Consider the following 26,230-nt stretch of genomic DNA (forward strand, 5'->3'; position numbering starts at 1 on the left):
CCATACTAAATAAGTTTAGCCTACTTATATGAAAATAAACGCAGCTTTATTCCTAATCGGTGTTTTTACTCCCGCCGTATTATTCGCAAGCTCAGCAACCTGCCCTTTACCCAGCGGAATCAATGTGCATACTTCGAAAAAGCTTTTAACCATTTGCAAACAGGGCACTGTTATCAAGTCGTTCAAAGTCGCCCTCGGCAACAGCGGTGTTGGAAAAAGACGTGCTGGTGATAATAAAACGCCTGTCGGTTTGTACGGACTGGCTTATCCAAGAAAATCAACCCAGTTCAAAGTCTTTATACCTATTCTTTACCCGACTGCGAAGCAAAGGGCAGAAGGTTACACTGGTCGAGATGTTGGGATCCACGGCCCAACGCAGTCATCTCCCATTTTCAACTGGCTGAATAACCTCCCTCCCGCAACGCGCGGTTGCATTGCCGTTGGCAAAAACAACTATATAGAATACGTTGCAAATTGGGTTAAAAAAAATCCTGGAACCAAAGTTCTGATTTTATAGGGCGTATTAACTGGTCGTTGCGGCTCTTTCACATGCACGCGAGCGCGCTGAGTGATCCCGACATATTTTTGTACAACGCGCATGCGGGTTCCGAACCATGCGTTGGCACCGTGCAACCTCCTGAATGGGTCCCCTGATTTCACAAACGAAGTGCAACATCGTTTATACTCGGTGTTGCTATGGGAAAAAAATACAATCACCTCTCTACGGAGGAGAGATGCCGAATATCCATTTTACAAAGAGAAGGATATTCACTCCGCAAAATCGCGTCAGTTATGGGTCGCTCGACATCTACCCTATCTCGTGAAATAAGACGTAATACGACGAAGAGCAAAGGCTATGACGTAAGTTATGCGGATGTTCAGGCACGTGCACGCAGGTGGCGTGGAAGCAGGTTGGAGCGCCAGCCTGCATTGTGCCAATCTGTGTTAGACCTTCTTGCTATGGGATGGTCTCCACAGGCAGTCGCAAAGAGGCTGGCGCAGGAGCGAGGTTGCCCTATTATTTCGTATGAGTCAATTTATCGTTTTATTTATGGCCAGATAAAACGCACTAAAGAGTATGGCTGGCGCCATTTCCTGCCTACCAAACGCTATACCCGGCGACACAAGGCAAAGAGAAAACACTCATCCACCTCGTTTATCAAGGACAGAGTCTCCATACACAAACGTCCCAAAAGGGTACTGAAACGGAACCAGATTGGGCATTGGGAAGTTGATTTGATGCAGTTTTCCAAACAGGGTGGCGCGATTCTCGTTGCCCACGAACGCTACTCACGCGCTCTGCTTTTATCCAAAATCCAAACGAAGGAAGCGCTTCCCATTGCAAAACAGCTTGGCAGGCTCTTCTCCAGCCTGCCTGAGGGCGCGGTTAAAACCGTGACCTTCGATAATGGAACCGAATTTGCCGAGCACCACCAGCTGGCTGCATACGGTATTCAGACCTATTTCTGTGATGCGTATTCACCGTGGCAAAAGGGCGGAGTTGAAAATGCCATCGGAAGGCTCAGAAGATTCCTGCCCCGAAAAACGGACTTCCAATCCTTAAGTGAAGAAGAACTCATGCAACATGAAGCACGTTTCAATTTGACACCAAGAAAGTGTCTGGGATATAAAACTCCCGCTGAAGTCTTTTCTAACAAAGTGTTGCACTTCAAATGTGAACGCAGCTCCCCGCCTTCGCGGGGAAGACCGTGTGGGAGAGATTTTGGCCACTCTACAGGCCTGAAACCCTGCCTTCCGCGCCGGGTGATCCCGATTCTTTTTTTGCGAAAAATAACGTGATCACGGATTTGTATGCACTTCAAGTTCTCAGTAACTCATCAAAGCCTTGTCTGCGCTGGTTGAAACTGGCCCGCTGTACAAAAATATGTCGGGATTCCTCAGCGTGAGCGCGCGTACCTTCACGTGAACGTCTGCGTGCCCGTTTGCGTTACCGAGTAAGCCATGTAAATTTCGGGTGCACAGCCCCTTGTACTACCCCCTAACACTCCTTAACGATAACTTAACACACGCCCTAAAGTGCGCGCGGTATCATAACTGGATTACAATTGAACGGAAAATGCCGTGAAAGCCTATTCCAGAGAGGAAGCCCTGCGCCGTTACTGGTATAACACCATTGAGAATGTGGTGACTGCACGCAATGTCTTGAAAAAGAGTCTTCTTTATTTGTTAAGCACGGAAGGTCAGATTGATGCGTTTGAACAGAAACACAAAGCGCTGCTTTCTGACAAACATGGCCTTGATTTCTGGTGGAAGCCACGCTTTAAAGCTCTGCGTTCGTTTTTTCATTGGTTTTTTCGTGGAGTTCACGCTAAGGGAGGCTCAGAGCTGCGTCGAGCACTTAAAAATCATCCTGAGCTGCCGGCGGTTAAGCTGAACTGTGAGGAAGTGCCAAACCTCGATAATGATACGGATTTTGAGCAGGCGCTTTATGAAAATCCAACGGCTGCATACCATTGGCTTTTAGAGGTGGTAAACTCGCAAGGCAAAGCGTTAAACGACTCTTTTTTTGAACGTCTGAAGGCGTTGACGCCGGCTTTAAGCCTCGAAACGCTCGAGCCTCTCCTGAATGGTGCCGCGGAGCGTGCACCAAAAGAAACGCTGACCCATGCACTGGCGCACATAAAGAACCTCACTGAGTCCCGAGAGTATGCGCTGTATGGCAAAATTATTGCACCACTTCTCGTGAAAATTCATGGCACTACGCCGCACGCAGCCGAAGACATGCTGCTTATAGTGGCGACAGGCACTGACATTGGAGCGTCATTGAAGGCTTCTGTGGAAACCGCGAAAAGAGCGGCGCGAAAGGTGCTGCAAGACTGTATGAGCGAAGACGCGTTTGCAGAGAAATGCACCTCGATAATCCGCAATGACGCCGAATACATCAGCTCCTATACCCAACCGGCTCCCTATGAGAATGCGCTAACACTTCTCAGCGAACTCGCAAAATACAAGAAGCTGAACCGCACCCCCCTCCTGATGGCACTCGCGCGTGAACTAAAGCAGGCGCAGGGTATGCAGGATACGCGCGCACTAAAAGTCATTAACGAGCACATCCTTGAAACGAAGACTTTTTCACATCGTGCGCCAGGCGCCCCCTTCTTTATGGCCCTGCCAAAAGGAGGGCTCTGGGATATGGTGGAACCCGGCTCGGTTTTGTCAACAGACCCTAATCCTCGACAGACGCGATCGTTTGCAGCAGTCCTTTAAACACCTTTGGCGTTCCCGCAACTACTTCACCATTTTTAAGGCTGCTCTCGCCACCCTGAAAATCGCCAACAAGCCCGCCTGCTTCGCGCACCAGCAGCATGCCGGCGGCGATGTCCCATGGGCGCAGGCCTGACTCAAAAAGACCATCAAGCCGACCGGCGGCAACATATGCGAGGTCGAGTGCCGCAGAACCGGTGCGGCGAAAGCCTGTGCATTTGCCGATAAACGCGTGCAGCATGGACAGCGAGCGGTTGGAAAGGGCGGTGTTGCGCATGGGAAAGCCTGCGCCAAGGAGTGCGCCTGAAAGTTGTGACTGACCCGACACGCGGATGCGTCGGTCATTGAGGCGCGCACCACCGCCACGGCTTGCAGTAAAGCATTCCTGGCGAACCGGGTCAAAGACTACCCCGAACTCAATGCGGTTTTTAATGCAGAGCGCAATGGAGACTGAAAAGACAGGAAAGCCGTGCAGGTAATTGGTCGTGCCATCGAGCGGGTCGATTATCCAGACATGCTCCGCATCCGGATTTTGAATGCCGCTTTCTTCCGCGAGAATTCCATGATCAGGATAAGCCTTGTGAATGGTCTGGATGATGGCCTGTTCGGCGCGAACATCAATTTCACTGAAACACTCCTGGCTCTCTTTAGTGGATATTTTAATCCGGTCGAGCTGGTCCATGTGGCGTACAATGATGTCTCCCGCCTGTCGGGCGGCGTTGACGGCGATATTCAGGAGTGGTTGCATAACGGTATCCGTTGGACGAAATGAGCGATTCTACCAAATTTTTTGTACACTGAGCCATGATTCGTTACAATTATTCACAATCATGTTTGAGGATTAAATAGGTATGCTGCTTGATTCAGTCCGTGTTGTGCTGGTGGAAACGTCACATCCTGGCAATATTGGTGCCAGCGCCCGCGCAATGAAAACCATGGGATTACGGGATTTATGGCTCGTGGCGCCTAAGATGTTTCCAGATATGCGCGCCGTGGAAATGGCCGCTGGTGCAGATGACATCTTAATGGAAGCCCGCGTGGTTTCGAGCCTTGATGAAGCGCTTGCCGGCTGTCAGCTGATTGTAGCGACCAGCGCGCGCCCGCGCGGCCTTTCGCTTCCGGGGTTGACACCTTCTGAATGCGGTGAGCTTTTTGCGGGCAGGGACAATACTACCAAAGCCGCGCTGCTTTTTGGGCGCGAATACGCAGGCCTGACTAACGAGGAGCTTTTACGCTGCCACTACCACACCCTCATTCCAGCCAATCCTGAATACTCGTCCCTTAACCTTGCCCAGGCGGTTCAGGTGCTTTGTTACGAGATGCGCAAAAACCTTCTCAATGAAACGGCAGATGTTGCGCATCGACAAGAAGTTCTCGCAAGTGCGGAAGCGATGGAACAGTTTTATGAGCACCTGCGTAGGGTATTGATACGCATTGATTTTTTAAGGCCCTCCGTGCCACGGCGGCTTTTTCAGCGGGTACGCCGTATTTTTAATCGCGCAACACTCGAGGACACAGAAGTCAATCTGCTGCGCGGCATGCTGAGCCAGATGGAAAAAGTAATCGATGGCGCACAGGGAGGGCATAAGCGTGCGTGAGGCGCTGCCACTTTATCTTGATTACATGGCCACGACGCCGATTGACCCGCGCGTTGTAGAAGTCATGCTGCGTTACATGGGGCCAGAGGGGGATTTTGGCAATCCCGCCTCCACAACGCATCTTTTTGGCAAACGGGCGGCCATTGCGGTTGAGCATGCGCGCGAGCAGATTGCAACAACAGTGGGCGCAAATCCTGCTGAAATCGTGTTTACCTCTGGTGCGACCGAGGCGAATAACCTTGCCATTCTTGGAGCTGCGCATTTCTACCAGCGCAAGGGACGGCACGTAATTACCATGAGTACCGAGCACAAGGCGGTACTGGACTCTTTCAAGCAGCTGGAAAAGGAAGGCTTTCGCGTGACGCGCCTGCCTCCAAAACCTGACGGCCTGCTGGAGATTGATGCGCTGCGCGAGGCGCTGTCAGAAGACACCATCCTTGTATCCGTCATGCATGTGAATAACGAAATAGGCGTGATTCAGGATATTGGCGCCATCGGCAGCCTTCTGCGTGAGCGTGGCATTGTGTTTCACGTTGATGCCGCGCAGAGTGCGGGCAAGGTCGGAATTAACCTGCAATCGCTCCCGGTCGATTTGATGGCGTTTTCCGCCCATAAAAACTACGGCCCCAAAGGTGTGGGGGCCCTGTATGTGCGTCACAAACCGCGCATTCGCCTCACGCCCCGAAGTTTTGGTGGCGGCCAGGAGGGCGGATTGCGTGCGGGAACGCTTGCGACACATCAGATTGCCGGAATGGGCGAGGCGTTTGCGATTTCTGAGGCCATCCGCCATGAAGAGCAGGCGCGTCTTTTAAACTGGCGCTACCGGATTTGGGACGGCATTTCGCACCTCCCCGGGATTCGCCTGAACGGGCATCCAAACGCGCGGATTGCTGGTAACCTGAATCTCGCCTTTGAAGGGCTCGATGGGGATGCGCTGCTGCTTGCACTCTCTAAACTTGCACTTTCAAGCACTTCTGCGTGCCGTTCAGCAAGTACGGAACCGTCATATGTGCTGCGCGCGCTCGGACTGACGGATGCTCTCGCGCACAGTGCGGTACGCCTTTCGCTTGGGCGTTTTACCCTTGAGGCGGATATCCCGGTTATTATCAACACGCTGTGTACCCAGGTTACACGGCTGAAAGACATTTCACCCCTATGACGTATAATAAACTTACAGAAAGCTGTTTTTTTGAGGCGCGCCACGCCGGTACGCTCAAAGAGGGCGCCCCAAATCTTGTGTATCATCGCAGCGGTCAAGCGGGTTTTGGTGACGTGATTGACCTCTATCTTGCCTGCGACGCACAGGGTGGCGTGGTGGCGGCGCGCTTTCAGGCTTCTGGTAACCCCTGGCTGATTGCAGCCTGTGAATGGATGTGCGCCCGTTTTGAGGCACAAGGAATCGCAGCCGTCGCTGAGATTGATTATCAGACATTGATAGAGAATTTTGACATTCCTCGCGCGCGCTACCCGGTAGCCCTGCAGGTTGAGGATGCTTTCAAGGCCATTATTAGTGAAATGCGCACCAGACTGGAGAAAAAAATCATGACTGAGGTTCAAAAGCATATTTCTGAAAAGAAAGAGGATATTACCCTGAGCCCGAGCGCACTTCGTCATTTCACGGGGATGCTGGCTGCAAAAGAGGGAGCTCTGGGCGTGCTGCTTTCCGTAAAAAAAACCGGCTGCTCGGGGCTTTCGTATGTGGTTGATACGTTAAGCGAGCCTAAAGAAGACGCGATTATTCAATCGCTTACCGATAAGTGGGTGCTGGCAGTAGACCGCGCGGCTTATCCCTGGCTTCGCGGGGTTCATATTGATTATGTGCGCGAAGGACTTAACATGCGGCTCGTTTTTCAAAATCCGAATCAAACCGGTCAATGCGGTTGTGGTGAGAGTTTTACAGTTGATACGCTCCCAAAAAACGCTTAATATTTCCTTAATAAATGAATATCATTAAATCAATGTTGCCACTCTTTGAGGTATCTGGTACTATATCGCCCATGATGCGCATTGAACATGTTCGTTTGTGCATGCGAGAAGACCGCAATTTGAGCTATTAGGAGATTTTTGATGAGCGCAGTTTTACAAGAAGTTGAACAACGCGGCGAAGCGTTGACGCACCAGGTCGTGAGCGCTGTACGTCGTTACCTGACTTCACAAAACAGCAAAGATGCAAGCCTGAACCTGTATCAGCTGATTGTTGAAGAAGTAGAGGCACCCCTGTTCCGTACAGTTATGGAACTGACACGCTACAATCAGTCCAAGGCTGCCCGCGTACTGGGTGTCAGCCGTGGCACGTTGCGCACGAAATTGAAGCGTTATTTCGACGACGAGTTTATCGGTACTCGCGACGTTTAAGGCGCGACCTCATTTCATGATGTAATACCGAAATGCTGTTTTTGCAGCCACATTATGGAATGAGGTTATGCCTGTCCCTCAAAGTATTTTTGCGGGTGAGGTCATGTTTTCTTTGACCAGACCCGCAGAAAACGAATCGCTCCCCACGTTTCTAAAAAAATCTAACCGCCCAAAAAACTGGCGTTTTCCGTCATTCTGAGTATATAATCGCCTCGAAGTCGGCCAGACAATCGCTCTCTGCCTGTCAGAGGGAGGAAAGTCCGGGCTCCACAGGGCGGGGTGCCAGGTAACGCCTGGGGGGCGTGAGCCTACGGAAAGTGCCACAGAAAATATACCGCCTGCTTGCAGGTAAGGGTGAAATGGTGCGGTAAGAGCGCACCGCGCGACTGGTAACAGTCGTGGCAGGGAAAACCCCACCCGGAGCAAGACCAAATAGGAACCCACGTGGTGGAAACACCACAACGCGCGGCCCGCGCGGGGTTCGGGTAGGTCGCTTGAGGCATGTGGTGACGCATGTCCCAGATGAATGATTGTCCTCGACAGAACCCGGCTTATCGGCCGACTTTTATTTTCAGGTGTGCATGATGCTGTGTCTTGATGTTGGAAATTCCCATATTTATGGGGGCGTGTTTGAGGGAGAGACTATCCGCCTGCGCTTTCGCCACACGTCAAAAGATTGTACCTCCGATGAATTTGGTATTTTTCTGAAGCAGGTTTTACGCGAGAACGCATGTTCCCCGGAATCCATCGATGCCATCGCCATTTGTTCCGTAGTGCCGCGCCTTGACTACTCGCTGCGTGCCGCCTGTCTTAAGTATTTTTCCATTGAGCCGTTTATCCTTCAGGCGGGTGCAAAAACTGGCCTCGATATCCGTTATCACCATCCTGCAGAAGTGGGCGCTGATCGTATCGCGAACGCGATTGCTGCAACGCGCGCGTTTCCCCAGAAAAATCTGATTGTCATCGATTTTGGTACGGCCACTACCTTTTGTGCCATTCGAGCGGGTAAAACCTATCTGGGCGGCGCCATTATGCCGGGTGTTCGACTGTCGGTGGATGCACTTTCCGCGAATACCGCCAAGCTTCCCCGTGTAGAAATTGTAAAACCGCAGCAGGCCGTGGGTCGTACAACGGCTGAGAGCATACAGTCCGGTATTTTCTTTGGAGCGCTTGGAGCCTGTCGTGAAATGGTCGCTTCAATCCGTGAGTCCGTTTTTTCAGGTGAGGATGTGCTGGTCCTCGCAACGGGTGGCTTTGCCTCATTCTTTGATAAACACGGTATTTTCGATGTGCACCTTCCTGATCTTGTTTTAGAAGGCGTTCGCCTTGCTGCATTGATGAATCCGGTTTGATTTCAGTTTTTTTTACCGTTTGAAACCTTCTTTCAGCTGACCTGCGCGCTCAGGAAGTGCAGGTTTTTGGCGAAAAAACATCACTTGAAGCTTGACGTGTGCAAAAAGGTGTTCCTATAGTGTAGAAAAGTGGTTTAAAATAGTAAAAAAGTGGAGAATTGTGGGGGAATACCCCGCAGTATAAAAACATGTTTCGCGGAATCAACGCCATCACGATTGACGGAAAGGGTCGCCTCGCGGTCCCAGCCCGTTATCGCGACGCGCTCAGCGCCCACGAAGGCGGTTCGCTGGTGGTGACGATTGATACGGAAGAAACGTGTCTGCTGCTCTACCCGGGCGCGAACTGGCGGGTGATTGAAGAAAATTTGCAGCGACTGCCAAGCTTTAATGCCGAGGCGCGACGCATTCAGCGCCTTTTGATTGGTCATGCAACTGATGTGGAGCTGGATGCAAGCGGGCGTCTCCTGTTGCCGCCCTTGCTGCGGGATTACGCACGTCTTGATAAAAAAATAGTGCTGGTCGGTCAGGGCAACAAGTTTGAAGTGTGGGATGAGGCGCATTGGAACAGCCGACGTAATGAATGGCTGGCAGAGGAAGCGAAGGGGGGCGGTTTGCCCGATGAGATGAAGACGTTTTCACTGTAATCAGCAAAGGTGTTGTGTGATGCATCAACCGGTGATGCTTAAAGAAGTAATCGAAGCGCTGGCGATAAAGCCAGATGGGGTGTATGTGGATGCCACCTTTGGGAGAGGCGGACACACCCGGGGCATACTGGCATCACTTGCCCCAGAAGGGCGGGTGATGGCGATTGACCGTGATGCCGAGGCCATTGCCCATGCAGGCGAAGTTTTCAAAGATGAGCCGCGTCTGCATTTGTACCATGGTTCCTTTGCAGAGCTTGCAAATGCTGTGGAACAGGCGGGTTTAACGGGCATGGTTAACGGAATTTTGATGGATTTAGGCGTGTCATCGCCACAGCTTGATACGCCGGAGCGGGGTTTCAGCTTCATGCAGGACGGCCCGCTCGACATGCGCATGGATACGCGCCAGCCACTCAGTGCGGCACGTTTTGTCAATGAAGCCAGTGTGGATGAGATGACACAGGTATTTCGCGAGTATGGTGAGGAGCGCTTCTCAGGACGAATTGCCCGGGCAATTGCCGAGTCACGCGCTAAAGCGCCTCTGGAGCGGACACTCCAGCTCGCTGAGATTGTAAAAGCGGCCAATCCGCGATGGGAGCGGCACAAACATCCGGCAACCCGGGTGTTTCAGGCCATACGCATACACGTGAATGCGGAGATGGAGAGCCTGAAGGCGGCACTCAGCCAGAGCATGAAGGTGCTGGCGCCAGAGGGGAGGCTTGCGGTTATCAGCTTCCATTCGCTTGAGGACAGGGTTGTGAAGCAGTTTATGCGCAACCTCGAGCAGGGGGACGTGCTGCCAAGAGAGGTTCCAGTACGTTTTGAAGCGCAGGATAAGGTATTTCGCCGGGTTGGCAAGGCCATCAAGGCGGGTGAGCAGGAAGTGGCAGATAATGTCCGCGCACGCAGCGCGGTGTTGCGAACAGGGGAGAAAATACGATGAATGCAGCAGCGAAGGTTATCCATCAAAGCAATGTGTTCAGTGGAGCGTGGAGTGACATGCACATATCCCTTGCATGGAAATTTCTGGTGGCGCTGATGGTGCTGGTACTCTTCAGTGCACTGGGTGTAGTGTACTGCACCAATGCCCACCGTTTAGAGCTTGGTCAGCTGCAGCAGCTTGAGCAGCAGTCCAACCGGCTGCAGCTTCAGTGGGGACAGCTCCTGCTCGAGCAGGCAAGCCTTGCAACACCTGCCCGTGTACAGGCTCTGGCACAGGATAAGCTGCACATGGTGCTGCCAAATCCGGCTCAAACGCGGATACTGCGTGCCCAATGAAGAAGCCTTCGCGAAACGCCCGCCTTTGGGTCGTATCGGGTGTATTTGTGCTTCTGCTTCTGGTACTGGTCTGGCGAATGGTTGATTTGACGGTGCTGAACCGTCAGTTTTTGCGCGCGCATGGCAACGCCCGCAGCCTGCGAACCATCGATATTCCGGCATATCGCGGAATGATAACCGACAGAAATGGCACGCCACTCGCTGTCAGCACGCCTGTCGAGGCTGCATGGGTCAACCCTAAAACCTTTAATCCCCCTGAATCACAACTCGCCACACTGGCGCGCCTCTTAGACATTGACAAGCGCCGCCTGAGTACCGGACTTTCAAGGGCAAAAGGGCGAGAATTTGTCTATCTGAGGCGTCAGCTGCCGCCCATGCTGTCACGTAAAATTGCAAAGCTTGATATACCCGGTGTGAATTTCCTTCAGGAGTTCAAGCGCTATTATCCTGATGGCGAGAGTGCAGCTCAGGTGGTGGGGTTTACCAACGTGGATGACAATGGTCTTGAAGGCCTTGAACTTGCCTATCAGGATTGGCTTGAGGGTGTGCCCGGTAAAAAGCGGGTAGTAAAAGACCGCCTTGGTCAGGTGATAGAAGACCTGGGCGTCATCAGAGAACCAAAGCCTGGTCACCCGCTCACGCTCAGCATCGACCGGCGTATTCAGTACCTTGCCCATCACGAACTGCAAAAAACTGTCGTAGAATTTTCTGCAAAATCAGGCTCTGTTGTGGTGATTGATACGCGTACGGGAGAAATTCTCGCAGCCGCCAACGCTCCATCATTTAATCCGAATGCGCGCGAGCACTACACGCGCGACAGCTATCGCAACAAAGCGATAACCGACACCTTTGAGCCCGGTTCAGTGATAAAACCCTTCAGTATTGCGAGTGCGCTTGAAACGGGGCTTTTTACACCTGATACCATCATCGATACCAATCCCGGACGCATGATGGCGCACGGCAGGCTGATTCGCGATATTCATAATTATGGGGTGCTCACCGTTACCGGCGTGCTTCAGCACTCGAGCAACATTGGCGTCAGTAAAATGGTGCTTGCCAGTCCGCCAGAACAGTTAACGGAGCTGCTCAGGCGCTGCGGTTTTGCGCAACGCACGGAGAGTGGCTATCCCGGTGAAGCAGAGGGCGCACTCGCAAAAGTGACCCGCTTCAACCCCTTTGTTCTTGCAACCATCAGCTTTGGATATGCGGTTTCGGTGACGCCGCTGCAGCTTGCGCGAGCCTATACCGTGTTCGCCAATGAAGGACGCTTAAAGCCTGTGACGCTTTTGCACACTGAAACGGAGCCAAAGGGTGAGCAGGTTATGAAGCCGGAAACGGCGCGTCAGGTGCTGATGATGATGGAAGCTGTACTCGGTAAAGAGGGTACCGGAAAACTCGCCCGCGTGCCGGGGTACCGTGTGGCCGGTAAAACTGGTACGGCACGGGTGGCGCGCCGTGGCGGGTATGAAACCAATCGCCACATTGGTACTTTCGCAGGAATTGCTCCGGTTTCAAATCCGCGCCTCGTAGTGGTGGTTATGATTAACCAGCCGCAGCAGAAGGGGTATTATGGTGGTGCCGTTGCCGGTCCTTTGTTTTCGCGGGTGATGGCAGGTGCACTGAGAATTCTTGATGTACCGCCGGATGAAGCGCCTGCGTGAGCCTGAAAATTACCTCAGAGAGGCAAGCATGAAACTTTCTAAACTGCTGGAGCCCTTTACCACTGCCGCGTCGGCACCTGTTGATATTCTCGGGCTTAGCAATGACAGTCGCAGTGTCGCCCCGGGAGATGCCTTTCTTGCCTACAAGGGGGCTCTTGCTGATGGGCGAGATTACATCGCTAAAGCCACTGCAGCGGGAGCGGCCGCCATACTTTTTGACCCTGAAAATTTCAACGGCGAACTGCCTGAGCATATCCCTGCTGTTCCGATTGAGCACCTTGGTGCACGTCAGGCAGAGCTTGCCAGCCGGTTTTATGGAGTGCCCTCAGAGCGCCTTGCCATTACCGGGGTGACTGGCACAAATGGAAAAACCACCATTGCCTGCCAGCTTGCGGCAGCGCACAGCCGGTTAGGTGCGGCCTGCAGTTATATCGGTACGCTTGGCGAGGGCGATGTGCGGGCTTTACGCCCGCTTGCCAATACCACGCCTGATGCACTGGCCGTGCAAAAACTCCTGTACCGCTTTGCCGAAGAAGGGAAAAAGCGTGTTTGCATGGAAGTCTCTTCACATGCGCTGGTCCTGCAGCGTGTGGCGTGCGTGCGTTTTGAGAGTGCCATTTTTACCAACCTGAGCCATGAGCACCTTGACTTCCATCACACGATGGATGCGTACGCCCGCGCAAAAGCGATGCTGTTCGAAACGGAAGGCCTGCGTACAGCCCTTCTGAATGCCGATGACGCCGCCACCCCTTTTATGCGCCAGCATGTCGTGCCAGGCTGCGAGGTTCTGACCTATGGACTGCATAATGACGCCGATGTGTTCGCAACAGACTGGCAAAGTACACTGGGCGGAAGCCGCCTTACGGTACGCTCTCCCTGGGGGAAACACGAAATAGCGCTGCAGTCACCGGGTGAGTTTAATCTCAGCAACGGCCTTGCCGTATTCGCGAGTCTGCTGCTGGCCGGTTATCCTGTGGCTGAGGTTGAAGCCATTATGCCAACACTTGCACCAGCTCCTGGCAGACTGGAGCGGGTCGCCTCAAACCCCGAGGTATTTGTTGATTATGCCCACACGCCTGATGCGCTTGAAAATGTCTTAAAAACGCTCTCAGCCTTGAAGCAAAACCGCGTGATAGTTGTTTTTGGCTGTGGAGGCGATCGCGATAAAACCAAGCGTGCGGAAATGGGGGAGATTGCGAGCCGTTATGCCGACAGCGTCATTTTAACGAGCGACAATCCAAGAAGCGAATCGCCACAGGCCATTCTTGATGATATCTGCAAGGGGCTCCATGCAGAAACGCCCGTGCAGTGCATCCCTGACCGGAGGGAAGCCATTCGCCAGGCGCTCCTGCAGAGTGCGCCTGATGATATGGTCTTAATCGCCGGCAAGGGGCATGAGGCTACTCAGGAAATTAAGGGCGTTAAAACGCCATTTTCTGATAAAGCGGTAGTGCAAGCGCTGCTGCAGGTCAGCAACGCGTAAAAAATCGCTACGTAACCATTCCCCTAAAGCATTCAAAATGTGGTGAATAGATACCTCGCTACTTCATATGTTTCTCGAGGTATTCAACCGCTTCTGAAAGGGGTATTCGAATATTTTCAGTGCCGGTGCGCGCACGGTATTCCACAAAGCCTTCTGCGAGGTTGCGTTCACCCACCACAAGGCGGTGGGGAATGCCCATGAGTTCACTATCGGCAAAGAGCACGCCCGGGCGTTCGTTGCGGTCGTCAAGTAGCACATCCATTCCTTTCGCAAGGCACGCCTGATAGAGCGATTCACCGACTTCGCGCACCTTTTCAGAGCGTGCACCGTTCAACGGAATTATGACTACGTTGAAAGGTGCTATGGATTCAGGCCACACAATGCCGTGTTCATCGTGATGCTGCTCAATGCTGGCCGCAACCAGTCGTGAGACCCCGATGCCATAGCAGCCCATCAGAAGGGTCTGCAGCTGACCAGATTCATCCATGACATTGGCCTGCATGGCTTTGGCGTACTTATTGCCCAACTGAAACACATGTCCCACTTCAATGCCCCGGCAGGCATGGAGCGTGCCTTTGCCATCTGGACTTTTGTCACCCTCGCGTACGTTACGCAAGTCAAACGCTGCAGGCAGGCATACATCCCGCTCCCATGCAGCATTTTGGCAGTGCGTGTCAGCTTTGTTGGCACCACAGACAAAGCCCTCAAGTGCCAGCGCATGGTGGTCAGCAATGATAGGGATGGTAAGCGCTACGGGTCCTAAAAACCCGACCGGCACGCCAAGTGCCTGTTCAATCTCTTCGTCAGAAGCGAAAGTGAGCGGATTGTTAACCAGAGGGTGTTTAGCCGCTTTTAGCTCATTTAACGTGTCATCACCGCGCAGCACCAGCGCTACAAGCGGATGTTCGCGGCCTTTGACCACGAGCGTTTTCACGGTTTGACAGGGGCTGACACCCAGATGCGCACTGACGGCATCAATGGATTTTAAGCCAGGGGTTGCCACTTCCTGCATGCTTTCTGCAGGCCATGTTTTAGCAGGCGGCGGTAGTAATGACGTTGCCTGTTCAATGTTGGCGGCATAATTGCTGCCATCGCTCCAGAACAGGAGATCTTCACCCGCATCGGCAAGTACCTGAAACTCGTGCGAGGCAGAGCCGCCAATAGCGCCGGTATCGGCTTCGACTGCGCGGTATTGCAATCCCATCCGCTCAAGAATACGACAGTAGGTGTCGTACATGCACTGATAGGTTACTCGCAGCGATTCTTCTGTCAGGTGAAAAGAGTATGCGTCTTTCATGAGAAATTCGCGCGCACGCATTACTCCAAAGCGCGGGCGGATTTCATCGCGGAATTTCGTCTGTATCTGGTAGACAGTCAGCGGCAGCTGACGCCATGACTGGATTTCACGGCGAATGAGGTCAGTGACCACTTCCTCGTGCGTTGGCCCAAAGCAGTAGGCGCGGCCATTACTGTCTTTCATGGTCAGGAGCTGTCCGCCAAAGGTTTCCCAGCGACCGGTTTCTTCCCAGAGCTCAGCAGGTTGAATCGCCGGCATAAGTATCTCAAGCGCGCCACTGCGGTTCATTTCTTCGCGTACAATGCGCTCAATTTTGCGCAAGACCCGAAGCCCAAGGGGCAACCAGGTATAGAGACCTGAGCCGAGTTTGCGGATGAGGCCGGCTCTCAGCATCAGTTGATGCGAAATAATCTCGGCATCTGCCGGTGTTTCTTTCTGGGTGGCCATCAGCCATTGTGAGGTGCGCATGAAGCCCACTCCTTAAGTTCAGGGTTTGGTTTTAGTATAAAGCCTGCTGACAACAGCGGCACTCTGAGACGCCTCAATGCCATCAACTCGTACAATGTCAGGCCCATAATCGCGAAAATGGGCTTCACCGGAATTTACGTCATATAATACGCCAGTCATGCCAATGGTGCCGGCGTCTGCGAGATTCCTGAGAATTGGACTTTCTTCATAAAGATGCTTCAGGGTGTTGGCAATGTTAAGTTCCGTGACCCGCGCCACGAAGGTGGCGTTTTGGCTGTTACGCGCATTGGGCAGGGTCTCACTTTCAGCCTGTATGGCTGGATGAATTTTATCGAGCAACTGCGTGATGTGGCCCGCCTGAACGCCGTCACAGGCGGCAGAAATCGCGCCACAGCGCGTGTGACCCAGCACCAGAATGAGTTTTGCGCCTACGACTTCACAGGCATATTCAATGCTCGCAAGTACGTCCGGGGATACCACGTTTCCAGCAATGCGCACGCAAAAGAGGTCGCCAAAACTCATGTCAAAGATGGTTTCTACCGGCACTCGCGAGTCGATACAGCCAAGGACTACGGCTATGGGGTGCTGAGCTTTGGCCGTGTACTGAATATCAAGCTGTGAGGTACGGTGAATACGGGTATTATGTAAAAAGCGCTGGTTGCCCTCACGCAGCACTGCAAGCACGCGTTTGGGCGTCAGTGATGACTGCACGTCATAGGTGGTGACATTGATAAAGTCGATGGTGTTGTGAATGGCATAACTGTCTTTAAAGCCCACGAGATTCATCGAAATTTTCTTATGCGGCGCACGTTCTTCGCGAAACTCGCGAATCAGCTCAATGATCTCCTTATCGATGTAATTGGTGTGGCTGGCATCGATGATAAGGCGTGAGCGGCGTGGCAGCGAATCAAGCTCTGAGGTCAGCGAAGCTTTATTAAGAAACGTTATCTGCTGAGGCAGGAGCAGTCGGCGCGTAATCCCCTTTGGATAAATTTCCTTAATGATATCAAGTCGCGCCTGGCTGTTGGTTTTCAGGATGAAAAAGAGGCTTGTCGCAAGCCCAAAGAGTATGCCCACCAGCAAATCCGTCAGCACAATACCGGTCAGAGTGACAATAAAGGGAATGAAGCGCTCAAGTCCCTGTGACCATATGCTTTTGAAAATCGCAGGTTTTGCGAGCTTGTAGCCAGTGTAAATTAAAATTGCCGCGAGACACGACAGCGGTATTTTATTCAGCACGCCAGGAATGGCAATGACCGCTACAAGGATAAAAATCCCATGCAGCACGGTCGCCATTTTACTTTTTGCGCCAGCCTGAACGTTGACAGAAGTTCGCACAATCACGGAGGTGACAGGAATACCGCCGATAAGCCCCGCCACGATGTTGCCAAAGCCTTGCGCCACAAGCTCCTGATCTTTACAGCAGTAGCGTCGTTTTTTATCGAGTTTTTCTCCGGCCTTGACGTTTAAAAGGCTCTCGAGCGAGGCAACCGCCGCGATAATCAGCGCATTGACCCAGACTTTGGGGTTGGTAATCGCCCACCAGTTCGGAAAGGTGAGTTCGCTTAGAAAGCCTGTGATACCACCATTATTGGGGATGTTGACGAGCTGTGGCGTTTCCTGCACCAAATCAGACCCCAGCAGCAGAAAAAGCTCATTGAGGAGAATCCCGGCAATGACCACCACGATGGGGGCGGGAATTTCGCGCAAGGCGCGAATGCGGGTTTTATCAAAGAAAATCAGGATAAAAAACGATAAAAAGGTGATGACGCAGGCGCCTTCATTGAGATGCTCTGCCATGTCCACCACAGGCTTAAAAGCAAGGCCGCCCGTTGACTCCAGCAGGTTCGCCTTTAGCTCGGAAAGTGTCGAGGAAAGCGTGAAGGCCAGTGGCAGCTGCTTGATAATCAGCAGAATACCAATGGCCGAAAGCAGGCCCTGTACAACGTTTGAAGGCACATAGTCGGCAAAAAATCCCGCGCGAAGGCGTCCTGCCAGCACCTGGAAGACGCCGGCAAGCACTACGGCCAGTAAAAACGTGTTGAAATCGCCAAGCTGGGCAAGCGCTGCCAGTACGACTGCCACCATTCCAGCGGCAGGTCCACTGACACTGACGGGTGAACCGCTGAGGCTGCCTACAACAATACCGCCAACAATGCCGCTTAAAATGCCGGAGAAGAGGGGTGTGCCCGATGCCATGGCGATACCAAGGCAGAGGGGAATGGCGACCAGAAAGACAACGATGGCAGCGACCACATCGAATTTAAACTGGCGGTTACGATAGATTCGAAACGCGCGTATGTTTCTGGAAAAAGCCATTATTCAGCACCACTTACAGTAAGGTTTTGGCAATGGTAACGCAGTTAAGGCAGTGCGCCAACCTCGTCTGCGTCTTCTTCCTCGTTAAACCAGAGAGCCGTCTCATCCCCGGGGGTGGCTTCTTTGGGATGCTCGAGAAGGTTTTCCAGCCCTCGGAAGTCCCACAACGCCTTATCCATGAGCTGGCTCGGTTTGATGCTTTGCAGCGCGTGCAGGAGATTGCTCGGCACTTTGGGGTTTTCCTCAGCGAGGCTGTCTATCAGTTTGCCGATACGCTTGCGTGCCAGATTTTCCTGAGAGCCACAGAGGGTGCACGGGATGATGGGATAGGCCTGTTCCAGTGAAAACGCGCTGATATCACGCTCCTGTGCGTAGCAAAGCGGGCGAATGACGATATGCTTTTTGTTGTCGCTTAAGAGTTTTGGCGGCATGGAGCGGATGTCGCCATTGTAAAACATCGACATCAGGAGGGTGCGAATCAGGTCATCGCGGTGATGACCCAGTGCAATCTTGTTATAACCATGCTCTTCAGCGTAGCGGTAAATAATTCCACGACGCAGGCGCGAGCAGAGTGAGCAGTAGGTTTTTCCTTCGGGGATTTTTTCCTTGACGATGCTGTAGGTATCGCGCGTGAGTATTTCATGTGGAATACGGCGCTCCTGCAGCCACTCGCGCAGGGCACTGTCATTCCAGCCAGGCTGGGATTGGTCGAGCGTAAAGGAGAACAACTCAAAAAGGTTATTGGTGCGCTGGCGCAGCTTGTCGAGAATGTACAAAAGTGTGAATGAATCCTTGCCGCCGGAGAGGCAGACCATCACCCGGTCACCGGGTTGAATCATGTTGTAATGGGCAATTGCCTTGCCTGTGTTGTGCAGCAGTTTTTTTTCAAGTGCGGATGGTGTGGTTTTCATACAGACCCTGGGTAAAAATTAAGGCTTTGTCGGTTTCGCAGGTGGAAAGCCGTTGACGCGTGTGGTATCAAGCCAGGAATTGACTTCCTGTAAGTCATTGACGTTGAGAGTGCCTGCGAGGTATTTCAACTGCAGCATGGCACGAATAAGATTGTATTGATCCGAGGCAAGCTGGCGCTGCGCATCAAAAAGGCGTTGCTGCGCGTTGACCACATCAACCATGGTACGCGTGCCCACCTGGAACTGTGCTTCGGTACTTTCCAGCGAATTTGTCTGAGAAATGATGGTTTGACGGTCAGCTTTAACTTTGCTGATGCCATCGATGATGGTGTTAAAAGCAATGCGGCTGTTGACCACCACATCCCGGTATATTTGCTCCAATTGTTCGCTTGAGGCCTGAAAGTCAAATTGTGCCTGACGAGTTTTGGAAGCCACAAGACCGCCCTGAAACATCGGGAAGTTCAGCGCGAGCGCGATATTGGCGCTGGTCGCCCGCGATGGCACAAAAAAACTGCTTTGGGTGGTCTGGTTATGCACCTGCTGCGCATTTCCCTGAATGGCAAGGGTTGGCCATCCGGTGCCTGACTGCACCCGTATATTATCGCGCGCGGCTTCAAGGCTGTATTTGGCGGAATAGAGTTTGTAATTCTGGCGAATGCCGGTATCAATCCAGTTATCGACATTGTCAGGCTCAGGTCGAATCAGAGGAATGCGGCTGTCGCGCAGAGGCGCCAGGAATTCGTATACGTGGTTCGTGAGTTTTCGCAGGTTTTCATTCTGGTTAATCTGGTTGTTTCGCGCAGAAATGACTTCCGCTACCGACTGGTCATACGCCGCCTGAGCTTCATAGACGGAGGTAATGGCATCAAGTCCCACCTTGAAGCGCTGCTGTGCCTGGTCAAGCTGGCGCTTGTTGGCACGTTTTTTAGCTTCTGCAAAACTGAGTGTGTCACGGGCCAGCAGAATATCAAGATAAGCACTTGCGGTTCTGAGTATCAGGCTTTGAGCCGCATCGTTAAACGTTGCCTGTGCTGCCTTTACAGCGGCACGTGCCTGAAGCACCTGCGACCATGCCTGGAAGTTGAAAACCGCCTGAGACGCGTTGATTTGCCACTGGTTGTTAAAGTAAGTCGTGTCAAAGGCAGTGGCGCCGACCGAGGCATCTTCATAGCTGCGCCCTGCCTGCGCACCGACTGCCACCTGGGGCCGCAGGGCGGAAATGGCCTGGGGTATGGCTTCGCTGGTGGACAGGTAGGTATCATAGGCCTGCTTGAACGCCGGATCGCTTTCCAGCGCCTGTTGATACACATCCATCAGGTCGGCAGCGTGCAGTGGCATAGACACGCCGACAACCGATAACATCAGGATGTGCGTGCGCACCCACCCGGAAAACGTGCGGTACCGTTGTGAATCTATTTTGCGGTGCCGCTTTCGGGTGTTCATCCGCGCGTGTCTCCGTCAAAATCAAAACGGGGCTTTCTGAGGTTATCCTTCAGTTCAGGCAGGCAGGTTTCAAAAACAATGCGCTCCTGCCATTTTTCATCATGAGACAAACTGAAAAGACGCGCCTGCTGGATGGTTTCGTTGCCGATGATGGCAAAAAGCCGCCCGCCCGGCACAACCTGCAGGAAATGCGATTCAGTTAACGCTTCGAGCGCTCCAGTAAATACCACCACATCATACGGTGCTTTTGCCATCCATCCGCGGCAGCCATCGCCAGTCATAAGTTCTACGTTATCGCAACCGTGTTCAGCAAGGCGTTTACGGGCTTCTCGGGTAAATTCGGGGTTGCAGTCAACGCTTAAGACCGAAGCGCACTGACGGCTCAGCATGGCAGTCAGGAAGCCAGTGCCGGTACCCACTTCAAGAACGCTTTCATGATCTTGAAGCTGCAGCGCCTGCAACAGCAGGCCTTCTTCAAGCGGAGTCATCATGCATTCGCCGCCGGCAAGAGGGATGTGCATGTCCGACCAGGCGAAAGCCTCAAAGCCTGCCGGTACAAACGCATCACGTGGAAGCGTTTCAAAAAGGGAGAGAATGTTCCCGTTCAGCACATCGCCTGTGCGCAATTGTTGGGTAATCATGTTAACGATAGGATTCTGATTGCTCATAAGGCATGTATTCCGGTCGGTTTAAGGCTTTGAACCTGCAGGATTCGTACGCATTAGGTTAAAGGGTTGCAGACAGTTTGGCAAGTTCCAGAAGCGTTTTGCCGATGGGGCATGGTGCGTTGCAGCGGTATTTGTTATCATGCCCGACTTTGTCTGGAACAGGGAGAAAAGCATGCAGCGGTTTACAGAATACCTCCGGGAAAATCTCGATGCCGTGCGTCGTGATGGTCTCTACAAATCTGAGCGGGTTATTGAAGGTCCGCAGCAGGGTTCTGTACGTGTTCAGCACCGTGACGTCATTAATCTGTGCGCCAATAATTACCTCGGGCTCGCGAATGACCCTGAGCTTATTGCAGCGGGGCATGAGGCGCTCGCGCATTACGGTTATGGCATGGCCTCCGTACGTTTTATCTGCGGTACGCAGACACCGCACAAGGCGCTTGAAGCACGCCTGTCACGTTTTCTTGGCAAGGAAGATACCATATTGTACTCATCCTGTTTTGATGCCAATGGCGGCCTTTTTGAAACACTCCTCGGCCCCGAAGACGCGGTTATCAGTGACGCGTTGAATCACGCGAGCATCATCGATGGCATCCGCCTTTGCAAGGCAGCGCGGTTTCGCTACGACAATAACGACATGCAATCGCTGGAAAAACAGCTGAAGGAAGCATCTGGCGCACGTTTTCGCCTGATTGCAACCGATGGCGTATTTTCCATGGACGGCATCATCGCAAATCTAGCTGATATCTGTGAACTTGCGGATAAGTACGACGCAATGGTGATGGTTGATGATTCCCATGCGGTAGGTTTTATGGGAGAAACCGGGCGCGGAACACCTGAGTATTGCGGTGTGGCAGACCGTATCGATATTCTCACGGGAACCCTTGGCAAGGCGCTTGGAGGGGCTTCCGGCGGGTATGTTTCAGCACGTGCGCCGGTGGTGGAATGGCTGCGTCAGCGTTCAAGACCGTATCTTTTCTCCAATACGCTCGCCCCGATGATTGCTGCAGTATCCATTGAAGTGCTCGAGCGGCTGGAGCAGGGGACAGAGCTCTTACAGACGCTCAAGCGTAACAGCCGGCATTTTCGAGAGGGCATGACGCGTCTTGGTTTTAACCTGATACCGGGTGAGCATCCTATTATTCCGGTAATGCTCGGAGACGCGGCTCTTGCTGTTAAGATGGCCAATCGTCTGCTTGAGGAAGGGGTCTATGTGACCGGATTTTCCTATCCAGTGGTGCCAAAAGGGCTCGCACGGATTCGTACGCAAATGTCAGCCGCCCATGATGTCAATCAGCTTGACTACGCGCTTCAGGCGTTTGAAAAGGTGGGGCGGGAACTTGGTGTTATTTAGAGGCGGGCATATGAAGTCACTGGTTAAGTCATACGCAAAACCGGGTATCTGGATGGAAGACGTTCCAGTGCCTGAATACGGCGTGAACGATGTACTCATCAAGATACGAAAAACCGCAATTTGTGGTACGGATATTCATATTTACAACTGGGATGCGTGGGCTCAGGCTACCATACCGGTACCCATGACCGTGGGACATGAATTCAGTGGTGAAATCGTGGCCACTGGCAGTGAAGTGCGCGGATTGAGCATTGGTGACCGGGTTTCCGGAGAAGGGCATATTACCTGTGCAACCTGTCGCAACTGCCGCGCGGGTAAACGCCATCTTTGTGCCAACACCCTTGGCGTTGGCGTGAACCGGCCGGGCTGTTTTGCCGAATATTTAAGCCTTCCCGCGAGTAACGTGGTGCGCCTGCCAGATGCTGTCAGCGATTCAGTCGCAAGCATTCTTGACCCCTTTGGCAACGCCACTCACTGCGCGCTCTCTTTTGACCTGGTCGGAGAAGATGTGCTCATTACCGGTGCCGGACCTATCGGTATCATGGCGGTCGCGATTGCGCGCCATGCCGGCGCCCGTCATGTGGTCATTACGGATGTAAACCCTTATCGCCTTGAGCTCGCAGCTGCCATGGGTGCCACACGGGCGGTTAATGTCCGGGAACGGTCGCTGGCGGATATTATGAAAGAACTGGGCATGACGGAGGGTTTTGACGTTGGTCTTGAAATGTCCGGCAACCCCGATGCCCTGAACAGCATGCTTCGAAGCATGCACCATGGCGGTCATGTGGCCATGCTTGGCATTCCGCCAGAAAATACCCCAACCGACTGGAATCAGGTGATATTTAAAGGATTGATAGTCAAGGGTATTTACGGGCGCGAAATGTATGAAACCTGGTACAAAATGATAGCCATGCTGCAAAGCGGGCTGAATATTATCCCGGTTATCACCCATGAATTCCCCGTGAGCGAGTATGCGCATGCCTTTGAAATCATGGCATCCGGCCAATCGGGAAAAGTTATCCTTAACTGGGATTGAATCAGGAGTTTTTAGTCTATGACATCGTATATTTTCACCATGAACCGTGTCGGCAAAATTGTCGGCGACAAGCGGTATATCCTGAAAAACATCAATCTGTGTTTTCTGCCGGGCGCGAAAATTGGGGTATTGGGTCTGAATGGTTCGGGAAAATCAACGCTCCTGCGAATCATGGCAGGTGTAGATAAAGAGTTTGAAGGAGAGGCGTATCCAGCACCTGGCACCAAAATTGGCTATTTGCCGCAGGAGCCAGAACTTGATATGCAAAAAACGGTACGCGAAGTGGTTGAAGAAGGCGTTGCTGGTATTAAGGCGCTGCTCGACAGGTTCAATGAAATCAGCATGCTTTTTTGCGAACCGATGAGTGATGAGCAGATGAATGCGCTGTTGACCGAACAGGGCGACTTGCAGGCGGCGATTGACACCTGCGGCGGCTGGGAACTTGACCGCAAGCTCGAAGTGGCTGCTGATGCTCTACGCCTTCCAGGATGGGACGAGCGCATTGAAACGCTATCAGGCGGAGAGCGTCGCCGCGTTGCCCTTTGTCGTCTGCTGCTGTCAGATGCCGACATGCTGCTGCTCGATGAACCTACCAACCACCTCGATGCTGAAAGTGTCGCATGGCTTGAACGTTTCCTTGAAGAATTTCAGGGTACGGTTGTGGCGATTACGCACGATCGCTATTTTCTGGATAATGTCGCGGAATGGATTCTTGAACTCGACCGCGGCGAGGGTATACCTTATAAAGGCAACTACAGTTCCTGGCTTGAGCAGAAGGAAGCCCGGCTTGCAGTGGAGCAGCGTCAGGAGGCGGCTACAAAGCGCGCGATTGAGGCTGAGCTTGAGTGGGTACGCAGCTCACCTAAAGGGCGGCATGCGAAAAATAAGGCGCGTCTTGCCCGCTTTGAGGAGATGAATTCCCGCGAATTCCAGAAACGCAATGAAACCAGTGAACTCTTTATTCCACCAGGTGAGCGGTTGGGCGACCTGGTGCTTGAAGCACAGGGACTTTCCAAGTCCTTTGGCGATAAGCTCTTAATGGAAGGCCTGGATTTTATTCTGCCAAAAGGTGGAATTCTTGGAATTATCGGTGCCAATGGTGCGGGAAAATCCACCTTCTTAAAAATGATTATGGGCATTGAGTCACCAGACAGTGGTACGCTGCGCGTTGGCGAGACGGTACAGCTTGCGTTTGTTGAGCAGTTTCGTGATCATCTCGACCCCAACAAAACCGTCTGGGAAGAAATTTCCGATGGGCTTGATATCATGCAGATTGGCGCGTTTCAAATTCCTTCACGTGCCTATGTGGGGCGTTTTAACTTCAAGGGTACGGATCAGCAGAAACGCCTGATGCATCTGTCGGGTGGTGAGCGTAATCGTGTGCATCTTGCGAAGCTTCTGCGCTGTGGTGCCAACGTTCTGCTCCTTGACGAACCGAGTAACGACCTTGATGTGGAAACGCTTCGAGCACTTGAGGAAGCGCTGCTTGTTTTCCCGGGCTGTGCCATCGTCGTATCGCACGACCGCTGGTTCCTTGATAGAGTTTGTACGCATTTAATGGCCTTTGAAGGGGATTCTCAGGTAGTATTTCTTGAGGGTAATTACACCGACTATGAAGCTGACAGACGCAGGCGTCTTGGCGACCTTGCCGACAGGCCCTCAAGAATTCGTTACCGTCGGCTGCAAAAATAATTTCAGGAGCAATGTATCCATGAAGAAGACCATCCTCACCGGCATGATGCTGTCATTTGGCCTGACCGGCTGTATGGAAACCGATCCCTCCACGCTCATCACCGACGATGCCGGTGTGGTGCACCGTACCCAGCATTTCCTGAAGGACAAGCGTGGGCGTGACTATTTTCCGGAGCAGCTAAAGGCAACCGGAAAAAAACGTTTTATCTTCGACCCCAATGCACACGCCTGGGCCGCTTATGATGTTGATGGTACCCGGGTTATGACCGGAAGTGCTTCTGGTGGCAAGGACTTCTGCGAAGACGTTGGCCAGCCCTGTCGCACAGTGACCGGTATTTTTCATATTTACCGCAAAGGCAGTCTCGACTGCAAGTCGGGTGAATACCCGGTAGAAGTGGGTGGCGGCGCTAAAATGCCTTATTGCATGTATTTCTTCCAGGGATACACCATTCATGCGGGCTACGAAGTACCTGAAGATAACACCAGCCACGGCTGTGTGAGGGTCTTGCCGAGTGCTGCCAAATGGCTTAACGAAGAGTTTTTAACCGTTGGCAGCGAAGTGACGGTTCTGCCGTATAAAACAATGAACGCGGCAGACGCACATCCGGGGCTTTTTTCACGGGCAGGTTAAGATACAAGGCTACGGTTTTGATGCAAGTAAAAACCCATTAAAAACATCACCTTATCTGTAGGCTGGGTTGAGCGCAGCGAAGCCCGGCATCGCACATCGCCGTTGGCCGGATGTTTGTTTCGCGCATCCTGTCCCGCGCTTATCAGCGCAGGCTACTATTTTCAAATAAATTATTGTATTTAAACGATTTTTCGTAGGCTGGGTTGAGCGCAGCGAAGCCCGGCATCGGGTATCCCCAAAGGCCGGATGTTTTTTTCGCAGATCCTTCCCGCGCTTATCAGCGCAGGCTACTATTTTCAAATAAATTATTGTATTTAAATGGTTTTTGTAGGCTGGGTTGAGCGTAGCGAAGCCCGGCATCGGGTATCCCCAAAGGCCGGATGTTTGTTTCGCGCATCCTGTCCCGCGCTTATCAGCGCAGGCTACTATTTTCAAATAAATTATTGTATTTAAATGGTTTTTGTAGGCTGGGTTGAGCGTAGCGAAGCCCGGCATCGCACATCGCCGTTGGCCGGATGTTTGTTTCGTGCATCCTGTCCCGCTATTTTCAAATAAATTATTGTATTTAAACGATTTTTCGTAAGCTGGGTTGAGCGCAGCGAAGCCCGGCATCGCACATCGCCGTTGGCCGGATGTTTGTTTCGTGCATCCTGTCCCGCGCTTATCAGCGCAGGCTACTATTTTCAAATAAATTATTGTATTTAAATGGTTTTTGTAGGCTGGGCTGAGCACCGCGAAGCCCGGCATGGGTATTGTGAGTACCCAAATGTTATTTGATACATCAATTCCCGGGCTTATCAGCCCGGGCTACGGCCACA

The 26,230-nt window shown here is 52.5% G+C and carries 23 protein-coding genes, 1 other RNA gene and 1 pseudogene; 18 read left to right on the forward strand and 7 right to left on the reverse strand.

Annotation, left to right across the window (positions count from 1 at the left end):
* The first annotated feature begins 28 nt into the window (after positions 1 to 28).
* The 3 genes and pseudogenes from E4T54_RS10520 to E4T54_RS10530 all read left to right on the forward strand — a co-directional run bounded on the left by E4T54_RS10520 (position 29) and on the right by E4T54_RS10530 (position 3,228).
* A complete protein-coding gene (locus E4T54_RS10520; RefSeq protein WP_028386900.1) occupies positions 29 to 517 on the forward strand; it encodes a L,D-transpeptidase family protein in 489 nt (162 codons plus the stop codon).
* A 179-nt stretch (positions 518 to 696) separates the two neighbouring features.
* Positions 697 to 1,701: pseudogene (locus E4T54_RS10525) on the forward strand (IS30 family transposase); the annotation flags it as partial.
* 381 nt (positions 1,702 to 2,082) lie between these two features.
* The gene (locus E4T54_RS10530; protein ID WP_028386337.1) at positions 2,083 to 3,228 is read left to right on the forward strand and encodes a hypothetical protein; all 1,146 of its coding nucleotides are present in this window, start codon (positions 2,083 to 2,085) and stop codon (positions 3,226 to 3,228) included.
* Here E4T54_RS10530 and E4T54_RS10535 read toward each other — a convergent pair.
* Positions 3,188 to 3,973: an inositol monophosphatase family protein gene (locus tag E4T54_RS10535; RefSeq protein WP_028386336.1), complete on the reverse strand. Its 786-nt coding sequence runs from the start codon at positions 3,971 to 3,973 to the stop codon at positions 3,188 to 3,190. The two genes, E4T54_RS10530 and E4T54_RS10535, sit on opposite strands and share 41 nt — an antisense overlap.
* 103 nt (positions 3,974 to 4,076) lie before the next feature.
* Between E4T54_RS10535 and trmJ the strand changes: the two genes are divergently transcribed.
* The 11 genes from trmJ to E4T54_RS10590 all read left to right on the forward strand — a co-directional run bounded on the left by trmJ (position 4,077) and on the right by E4T54_RS10590 (position 13,593).
* Positions 4,077 to 4,823: a tRNA (cytosine(32)/uridine(32)-2'-O)-methyltransferase TrmJ gene (trmJ, locus tag E4T54_RS10540; protein ID WP_028386335.1), complete on the forward strand. Its 747-nt coding sequence runs from the start codon at positions 4,077 to 4,079 to the stop codon at positions 4,821 to 4,823.
* 25 nt (positions 4,824 to 4,848) lie between these two features.
* On the forward strand, positions 4,849 to 5,982 hold the full coding sequence (locus E4T54_RS10545; protein ID WP_051550888.1) for an aminotransferase class V-fold PLP-dependent enzyme: 1,134 nt from the start codon (positions 4,849 to 4,851) through the stop codon (positions 5,980 to 5,982).
* Positions 5,979 to 6,749 carry an iron-sulfur cluster assembly accessory protein gene (locus tag E4T54_RS10550; RefSeq protein WP_081776734.1) on the forward strand — a complete coding sequence of 257 codons (771 nt, stop codon included), beginning with the start codon at positions 5,979 to 5,981 and terminating at the stop codon, positions 6,747 to 6,749. Before E4T54_RS10545 ends, E4T54_RS10550 begins: the two co-directional genes overlap by 4 nt.
* 141 nt (positions 6,750 to 6,890) lie before the next feature.
* Positions 6,891 to 7,178, forward strand: coding sequence for a helix-turn-helix domain-containing protein (locus E4T54_RS10555; RefSeq protein WP_028386333.1), 288 nt, complete (start codon positions 6,891 to 6,893; stop codon positions 7,176 to 7,178).
* Between the two features lie 214 nt (positions 7,179 to 7,392).
* An RNA gene (gene rnpB / locus E4T54_RS10560) (RNase P RNA component class A) lies at positions 7,393 to 7,748 on the forward strand.
* Between the two features lie 11 nt (positions 7,749 to 7,759).
* Entirely contained in the window at positions 7,760 to 8,530 is a 771-nt protein-coding gene (locus E4T54_RS10565; RefSeq protein WP_028386332.1) for a type III pantothenate kinase, read from the forward strand.
* 188 nt (positions 8,531 to 8,718) lie between these two features.
* Positions 8,719 to 9,174 carry a division/cell wall cluster transcriptional repressor MraZ gene (mraZ, locus tag E4T54_RS10570; RefSeq protein ID WP_028386331.1) on the forward strand — a complete coding sequence of 152 codons (456 nt, stop codon included), beginning with the start codon at positions 8,719 to 8,721 and terminating at the stop codon, positions 9,172 to 9,174.
* A 19-nt stretch (positions 9,175 to 9,193) separates the two neighbouring features.
* Complete coding sequence (gene rsmH / locus E4T54_RS10575; RefSeq protein ID WP_035902115.1) at positions 9,194 to 10,114, forward strand: 16S rRNA (cytosine(1402)-N(4))-methyltransferase RsmH; 921 nt, start codon at positions 9,194 to 9,196, stop codon at positions 10,112 to 10,114.
* Positions 10,111 to 10,449: a cell division protein FtsL gene (gene ftsL, locus E4T54_RS10580; RefSeq protein WP_028386329.1), complete on the forward strand. Its 339-nt coding sequence runs from the start codon at positions 10,111 to 10,113 to the stop codon at positions 10,447 to 10,449. The genes rsmH and ftsL overlap by 4 nt, the downstream gene beginning before the upstream one ends.
* Positions 10,446 to 12,110, forward strand: coding sequence for a peptidoglycan D,D-transpeptidase FtsI family protein (locus E4T54_RS10585; RefSeq protein ID WP_028386328.1), 1,665 nt, complete (start codon positions 10,446 to 10,448; stop codon positions 12,108 to 12,110). The genes ftsL and E4T54_RS10585 overlap by 4 nt, the downstream gene beginning before the upstream one ends.
* A 28-nt stretch (positions 12,111 to 12,138) precedes the next feature.
* On the forward strand, positions 12,139 to 13,593 hold the full coding sequence (locus E4T54_RS10590) for a UDP-N-acetylmuramoyl-L-alanyl-D-glutamate--2,6-diaminopimelate ligase (RefSeq protein WP_028386327.1): 1,455 nt from the start codon (positions 12,139 to 12,141) through the stop codon (positions 13,591 to 13,593).
* 58 nt (positions 13,594 to 13,651) lie between these two features.
* Here the strand turns inward: E4T54_RS10590 and E4T54_RS10595 are convergent, their stop codons facing one another.
* From E4T54_RS10595 to E4T54_RS10615, 5 genes are all read right to left on the reverse strand, one after another.
* Positions 13,652 to 15,358 carry a proline--tRNA ligase gene (locus E4T54_RS10595; RefSeq protein WP_028386326.1) on the reverse strand — a complete coding sequence of 569 codons (1,707 nt, stop codon included), beginning with the start codon at positions 15,356 to 15,358 and terminating at the stop codon, positions 13,652 to 13,654.
* 18 nt (positions 15,359 to 15,376) lie between these two features.
* Positions 15,377 to 17,677, reverse strand: a complete 2,301-nt coding sequence (locus E4T54_RS10600) for a SulP family inorganic anion transporter (protein WP_028386325.1) — start codon at positions 17,675 to 17,677, stop codon at positions 15,377 to 15,379.
* Between the two features lie 44 nt (positions 17,678 to 17,721).
* A complete protein-coding gene (ttcA, locus tag E4T54_RS10605; protein ID WP_028386324.1) occupies positions 17,722 to 18,588 on the reverse strand; it encodes a tRNA 2-thiocytidine(32) synthetase TtcA in 867 nt (288 codons plus the stop codon).
* A gap of 18 nt (positions 18,589 to 18,606) precedes the next feature.
* Complete coding sequence (locus E4T54_RS10610; protein WP_035902135.1) at positions 18,607 to 19,950, reverse strand: TolC family outer membrane protein; 1,344 nt, start codon at positions 19,948 to 19,950, stop codon at positions 18,607 to 18,609.
* Positions 19,951 to 20,027: 77 nt separating this feature from the next.
* Positions 20,028 to 20,699: a protein-L-isoaspartate O-methyltransferase family protein gene (locus E4T54_RS10615; RefSeq protein ID WP_035902108.1), complete on the reverse strand. Its 672-nt coding sequence runs from the start codon at positions 20,697 to 20,699 to the stop codon at positions 20,028 to 20,030.
* A 172-nt stretch (positions 20,700 to 20,871) separates the two neighbouring features.
* Here E4T54_RS10615 and E4T54_RS10620 point away from each other — a divergent pair, with 172 nt between their 5' ends.
* From E4T54_RS10620 to E4T54_RS10635, 4 genes are read left to right on the forward strand one after another with little or no spacing between them, the layout of a single operon-like run.
* Positions 20,872 to 22,053, forward strand: a complete 1,182-nt coding sequence (locus E4T54_RS10620; protein ID WP_028386322.1) for a glycine C-acetyltransferase — start codon at positions 20,872 to 20,874, stop codon at positions 22,051 to 22,053.
* Between the two features lie 10 nt (positions 22,054 to 22,063).
* Entirely contained in the window at positions 22,064 to 23,089 is a 1,026-nt protein-coding gene (tdh, locus tag E4T54_RS10625; protein WP_028386321.1) for an L-threonine 3-dehydrogenase, read from the forward strand.
* 18 nt (positions 23,090 to 23,107) lie between these two features.
* A complete protein-coding gene (gene ettA, locus E4T54_RS10630; protein WP_028386320.1) occupies positions 23,108 to 24,781 on the forward strand; it encodes an energy-dependent translational throttle protein EttA in 1,674 nt (557 codons plus the stop codon).
* Between the two features lie 19 nt (positions 24,782 to 24,800).
* Positions 24,801 to 25,412, forward strand: coding sequence for a L,D-transpeptidase (locus E4T54_RS10635; RefSeq protein WP_028386319.1), 612 nt, complete (start codon positions 24,801 to 24,803; stop codon positions 25,410 to 25,412).
* A gap of 51 nt (positions 25,413 to 25,463) precedes the next feature.
* On the opposite strand, the gene E4T54_RS10640 is transcribed toward E4T54_RS10635, so the two are convergent.
* Positions 25,464 to 26,159 (reverse strand): hypothetical protein, encoded by a 696-nt coding sequence (locus E4T54_RS10640; RefSeq protein ID WP_135100414.1) that lies wholly within the window; start codon positions 26,157 to 26,159, stop codon positions 25,464 to 25,466.
* Positions 26,160 to 26,230: the final 71 nt, after the last annotated feature.

Source organism: Legionella geestiana (assembly GCF_004571195.1).
Taxonomy (GTDB): Bacteria; Pseudomonadota; Gammaproteobacteria; order Legionellales; family Legionellaceae; genus Legionella_B; species Legionella_B geestiana.

Excerpts from the sequence above, each read along its gene's own strand:
- E4T54_RS10520 (WP_028386900.1), top strand. The coding sequence starts at position 29 with ATGAAAATAAACGCAGCTTTATTCCTAATCGGTGTTTTTACTCCCGCC.
- E4T54_RS10535 (WP_028386336.1), bottom strand. The coding sequence starts at position 3,973 with ATGCAACCACTCCTGAATATCGCCGTCAACGCCGCCCGACAGGCGGGA.
- trmJ (WP_028386335.1), top strand. The coding sequence starts at position 4,077 with ATGCTGCTTGATTCAGTCCGTGTTGTGCTGGTGGAAACGTCACATCCT.
- E4T54_RS10545 (WP_051550888.1), top strand. The coding sequence starts at position 4,849 with ATGGCCACGACGCCGATTGACCCGCGCGTTGTAGAAGTCATGCTGCGT.
- E4T54_RS10550 (WP_081776734.1), top strand. The coding sequence starts at position 5,979 with ATGACGTATAATAAACTTACAGAAAGCTGTTTTTTTGAGGCGCGCCAC.
- E4T54_RS10555 (WP_028386333.1), top strand. The coding sequence starts at position 6,891 with ATGAGCGCAGTTTTACAAGAAGTTGAACAACGCGGCGAAGCGTTGACG.
- E4T54_RS10565 (WP_028386332.1), top strand. The coding sequence starts at position 7,760 with ATGATGCTGTGTCTTGATGTTGGAAATTCCCATATTTATGGGGGCGTG.
- mraZ (WP_028386331.1), top strand. The coding sequence starts at position 8,719 with ATGTTTCGCGGAATCAACGCCATCACGATTGACGGAAAGGGTCGCCTC.
- rsmH (WP_035902115.1), top strand. The coding sequence starts at position 9,194 with ATGCATCAACCGGTGATGCTTAAAGAAGTAATCGAAGCGCTGGCGATA.
- ftsL (WP_028386329.1), top strand. The coding sequence starts at position 10,111 with ATGAATGCAGCAGCGAAGGTTATCCATCAAAGCAATGTGTTCAGTGGA.
- E4T54_RS10585 (WP_028386328.1), top strand. The coding sequence starts at position 10,446 with ATGAAGAAGCCTTCGCGAAACGCCCGCCTTTGGGTCGTATCGGGTGTA.
- E4T54_RS10590 (WP_028386327.1), top strand. The coding sequence starts at position 12,139 with ATGAAACTTTCTAAACTGCTGGAGCCCTTTACCACTGCCGCGTCGGCA.
- E4T54_RS10595 (WP_028386326.1), bottom strand. The coding sequence starts at position 15,358 with ATGCGCACCTCACAATGGCTGATGGCCACCCAGAAAGAAACACCGGCA.
- E4T54_RS10600 (WP_028386325.1), bottom strand. The coding sequence starts at position 17,677 with ATGGCTTTTTCCAGAAACATACGCGCGTTTCGAATCTATCGTAACCGC.
- ttcA (WP_028386324.1), bottom strand. The coding sequence starts at position 18,588 with ATGAAAACCACACCATCCGCACTTGAAAAAAAACTGCTGCACAACACA.
- E4T54_RS10610 (WP_035902135.1), bottom strand. The coding sequence starts at position 19,950 with ATGTTATCGGTTGTCGGCGTGTCTATGCCACTGCACGCTGCCGACCTG.
- E4T54_RS10615 (WP_035902108.1), bottom strand. The coding sequence starts at position 20,699 with ATGAGCAATCAGAATCCTATCGTTAACATGATTACCCAACAATTGCGC.
- E4T54_RS10620 (WP_028386322.1), top strand. The coding sequence starts at position 20,872 with ATGCAGCGGTTTACAGAATACCTCCGGGAAAATCTCGATGCCGTGCGT.
- tdh (WP_028386321.1), top strand. The coding sequence starts at position 22,064 with ATGAAGTCACTGGTTAAGTCATACGCAAAACCGGGTATCTGGATGGAA.
- ettA (WP_028386320.1), top strand. The coding sequence starts at position 23,108 with ATGACATCGTATATTTTCACCATGAACCGTGTCGGCAAAATTGTCGGC.
- E4T54_RS10635 (WP_028386319.1), top strand. The coding sequence starts at position 24,801 with ATGAAGAAGACCATCCTCACCGGCATGATGCTGTCATTTGGCCTGACC.
- E4T54_RS10640 (WP_135100414.1), bottom strand. The coding sequence starts at position 26,159 with ATGCCGGGCTTCGCGGTGCTCAGCCCAGCCTACAAAAACCATTTAAAT.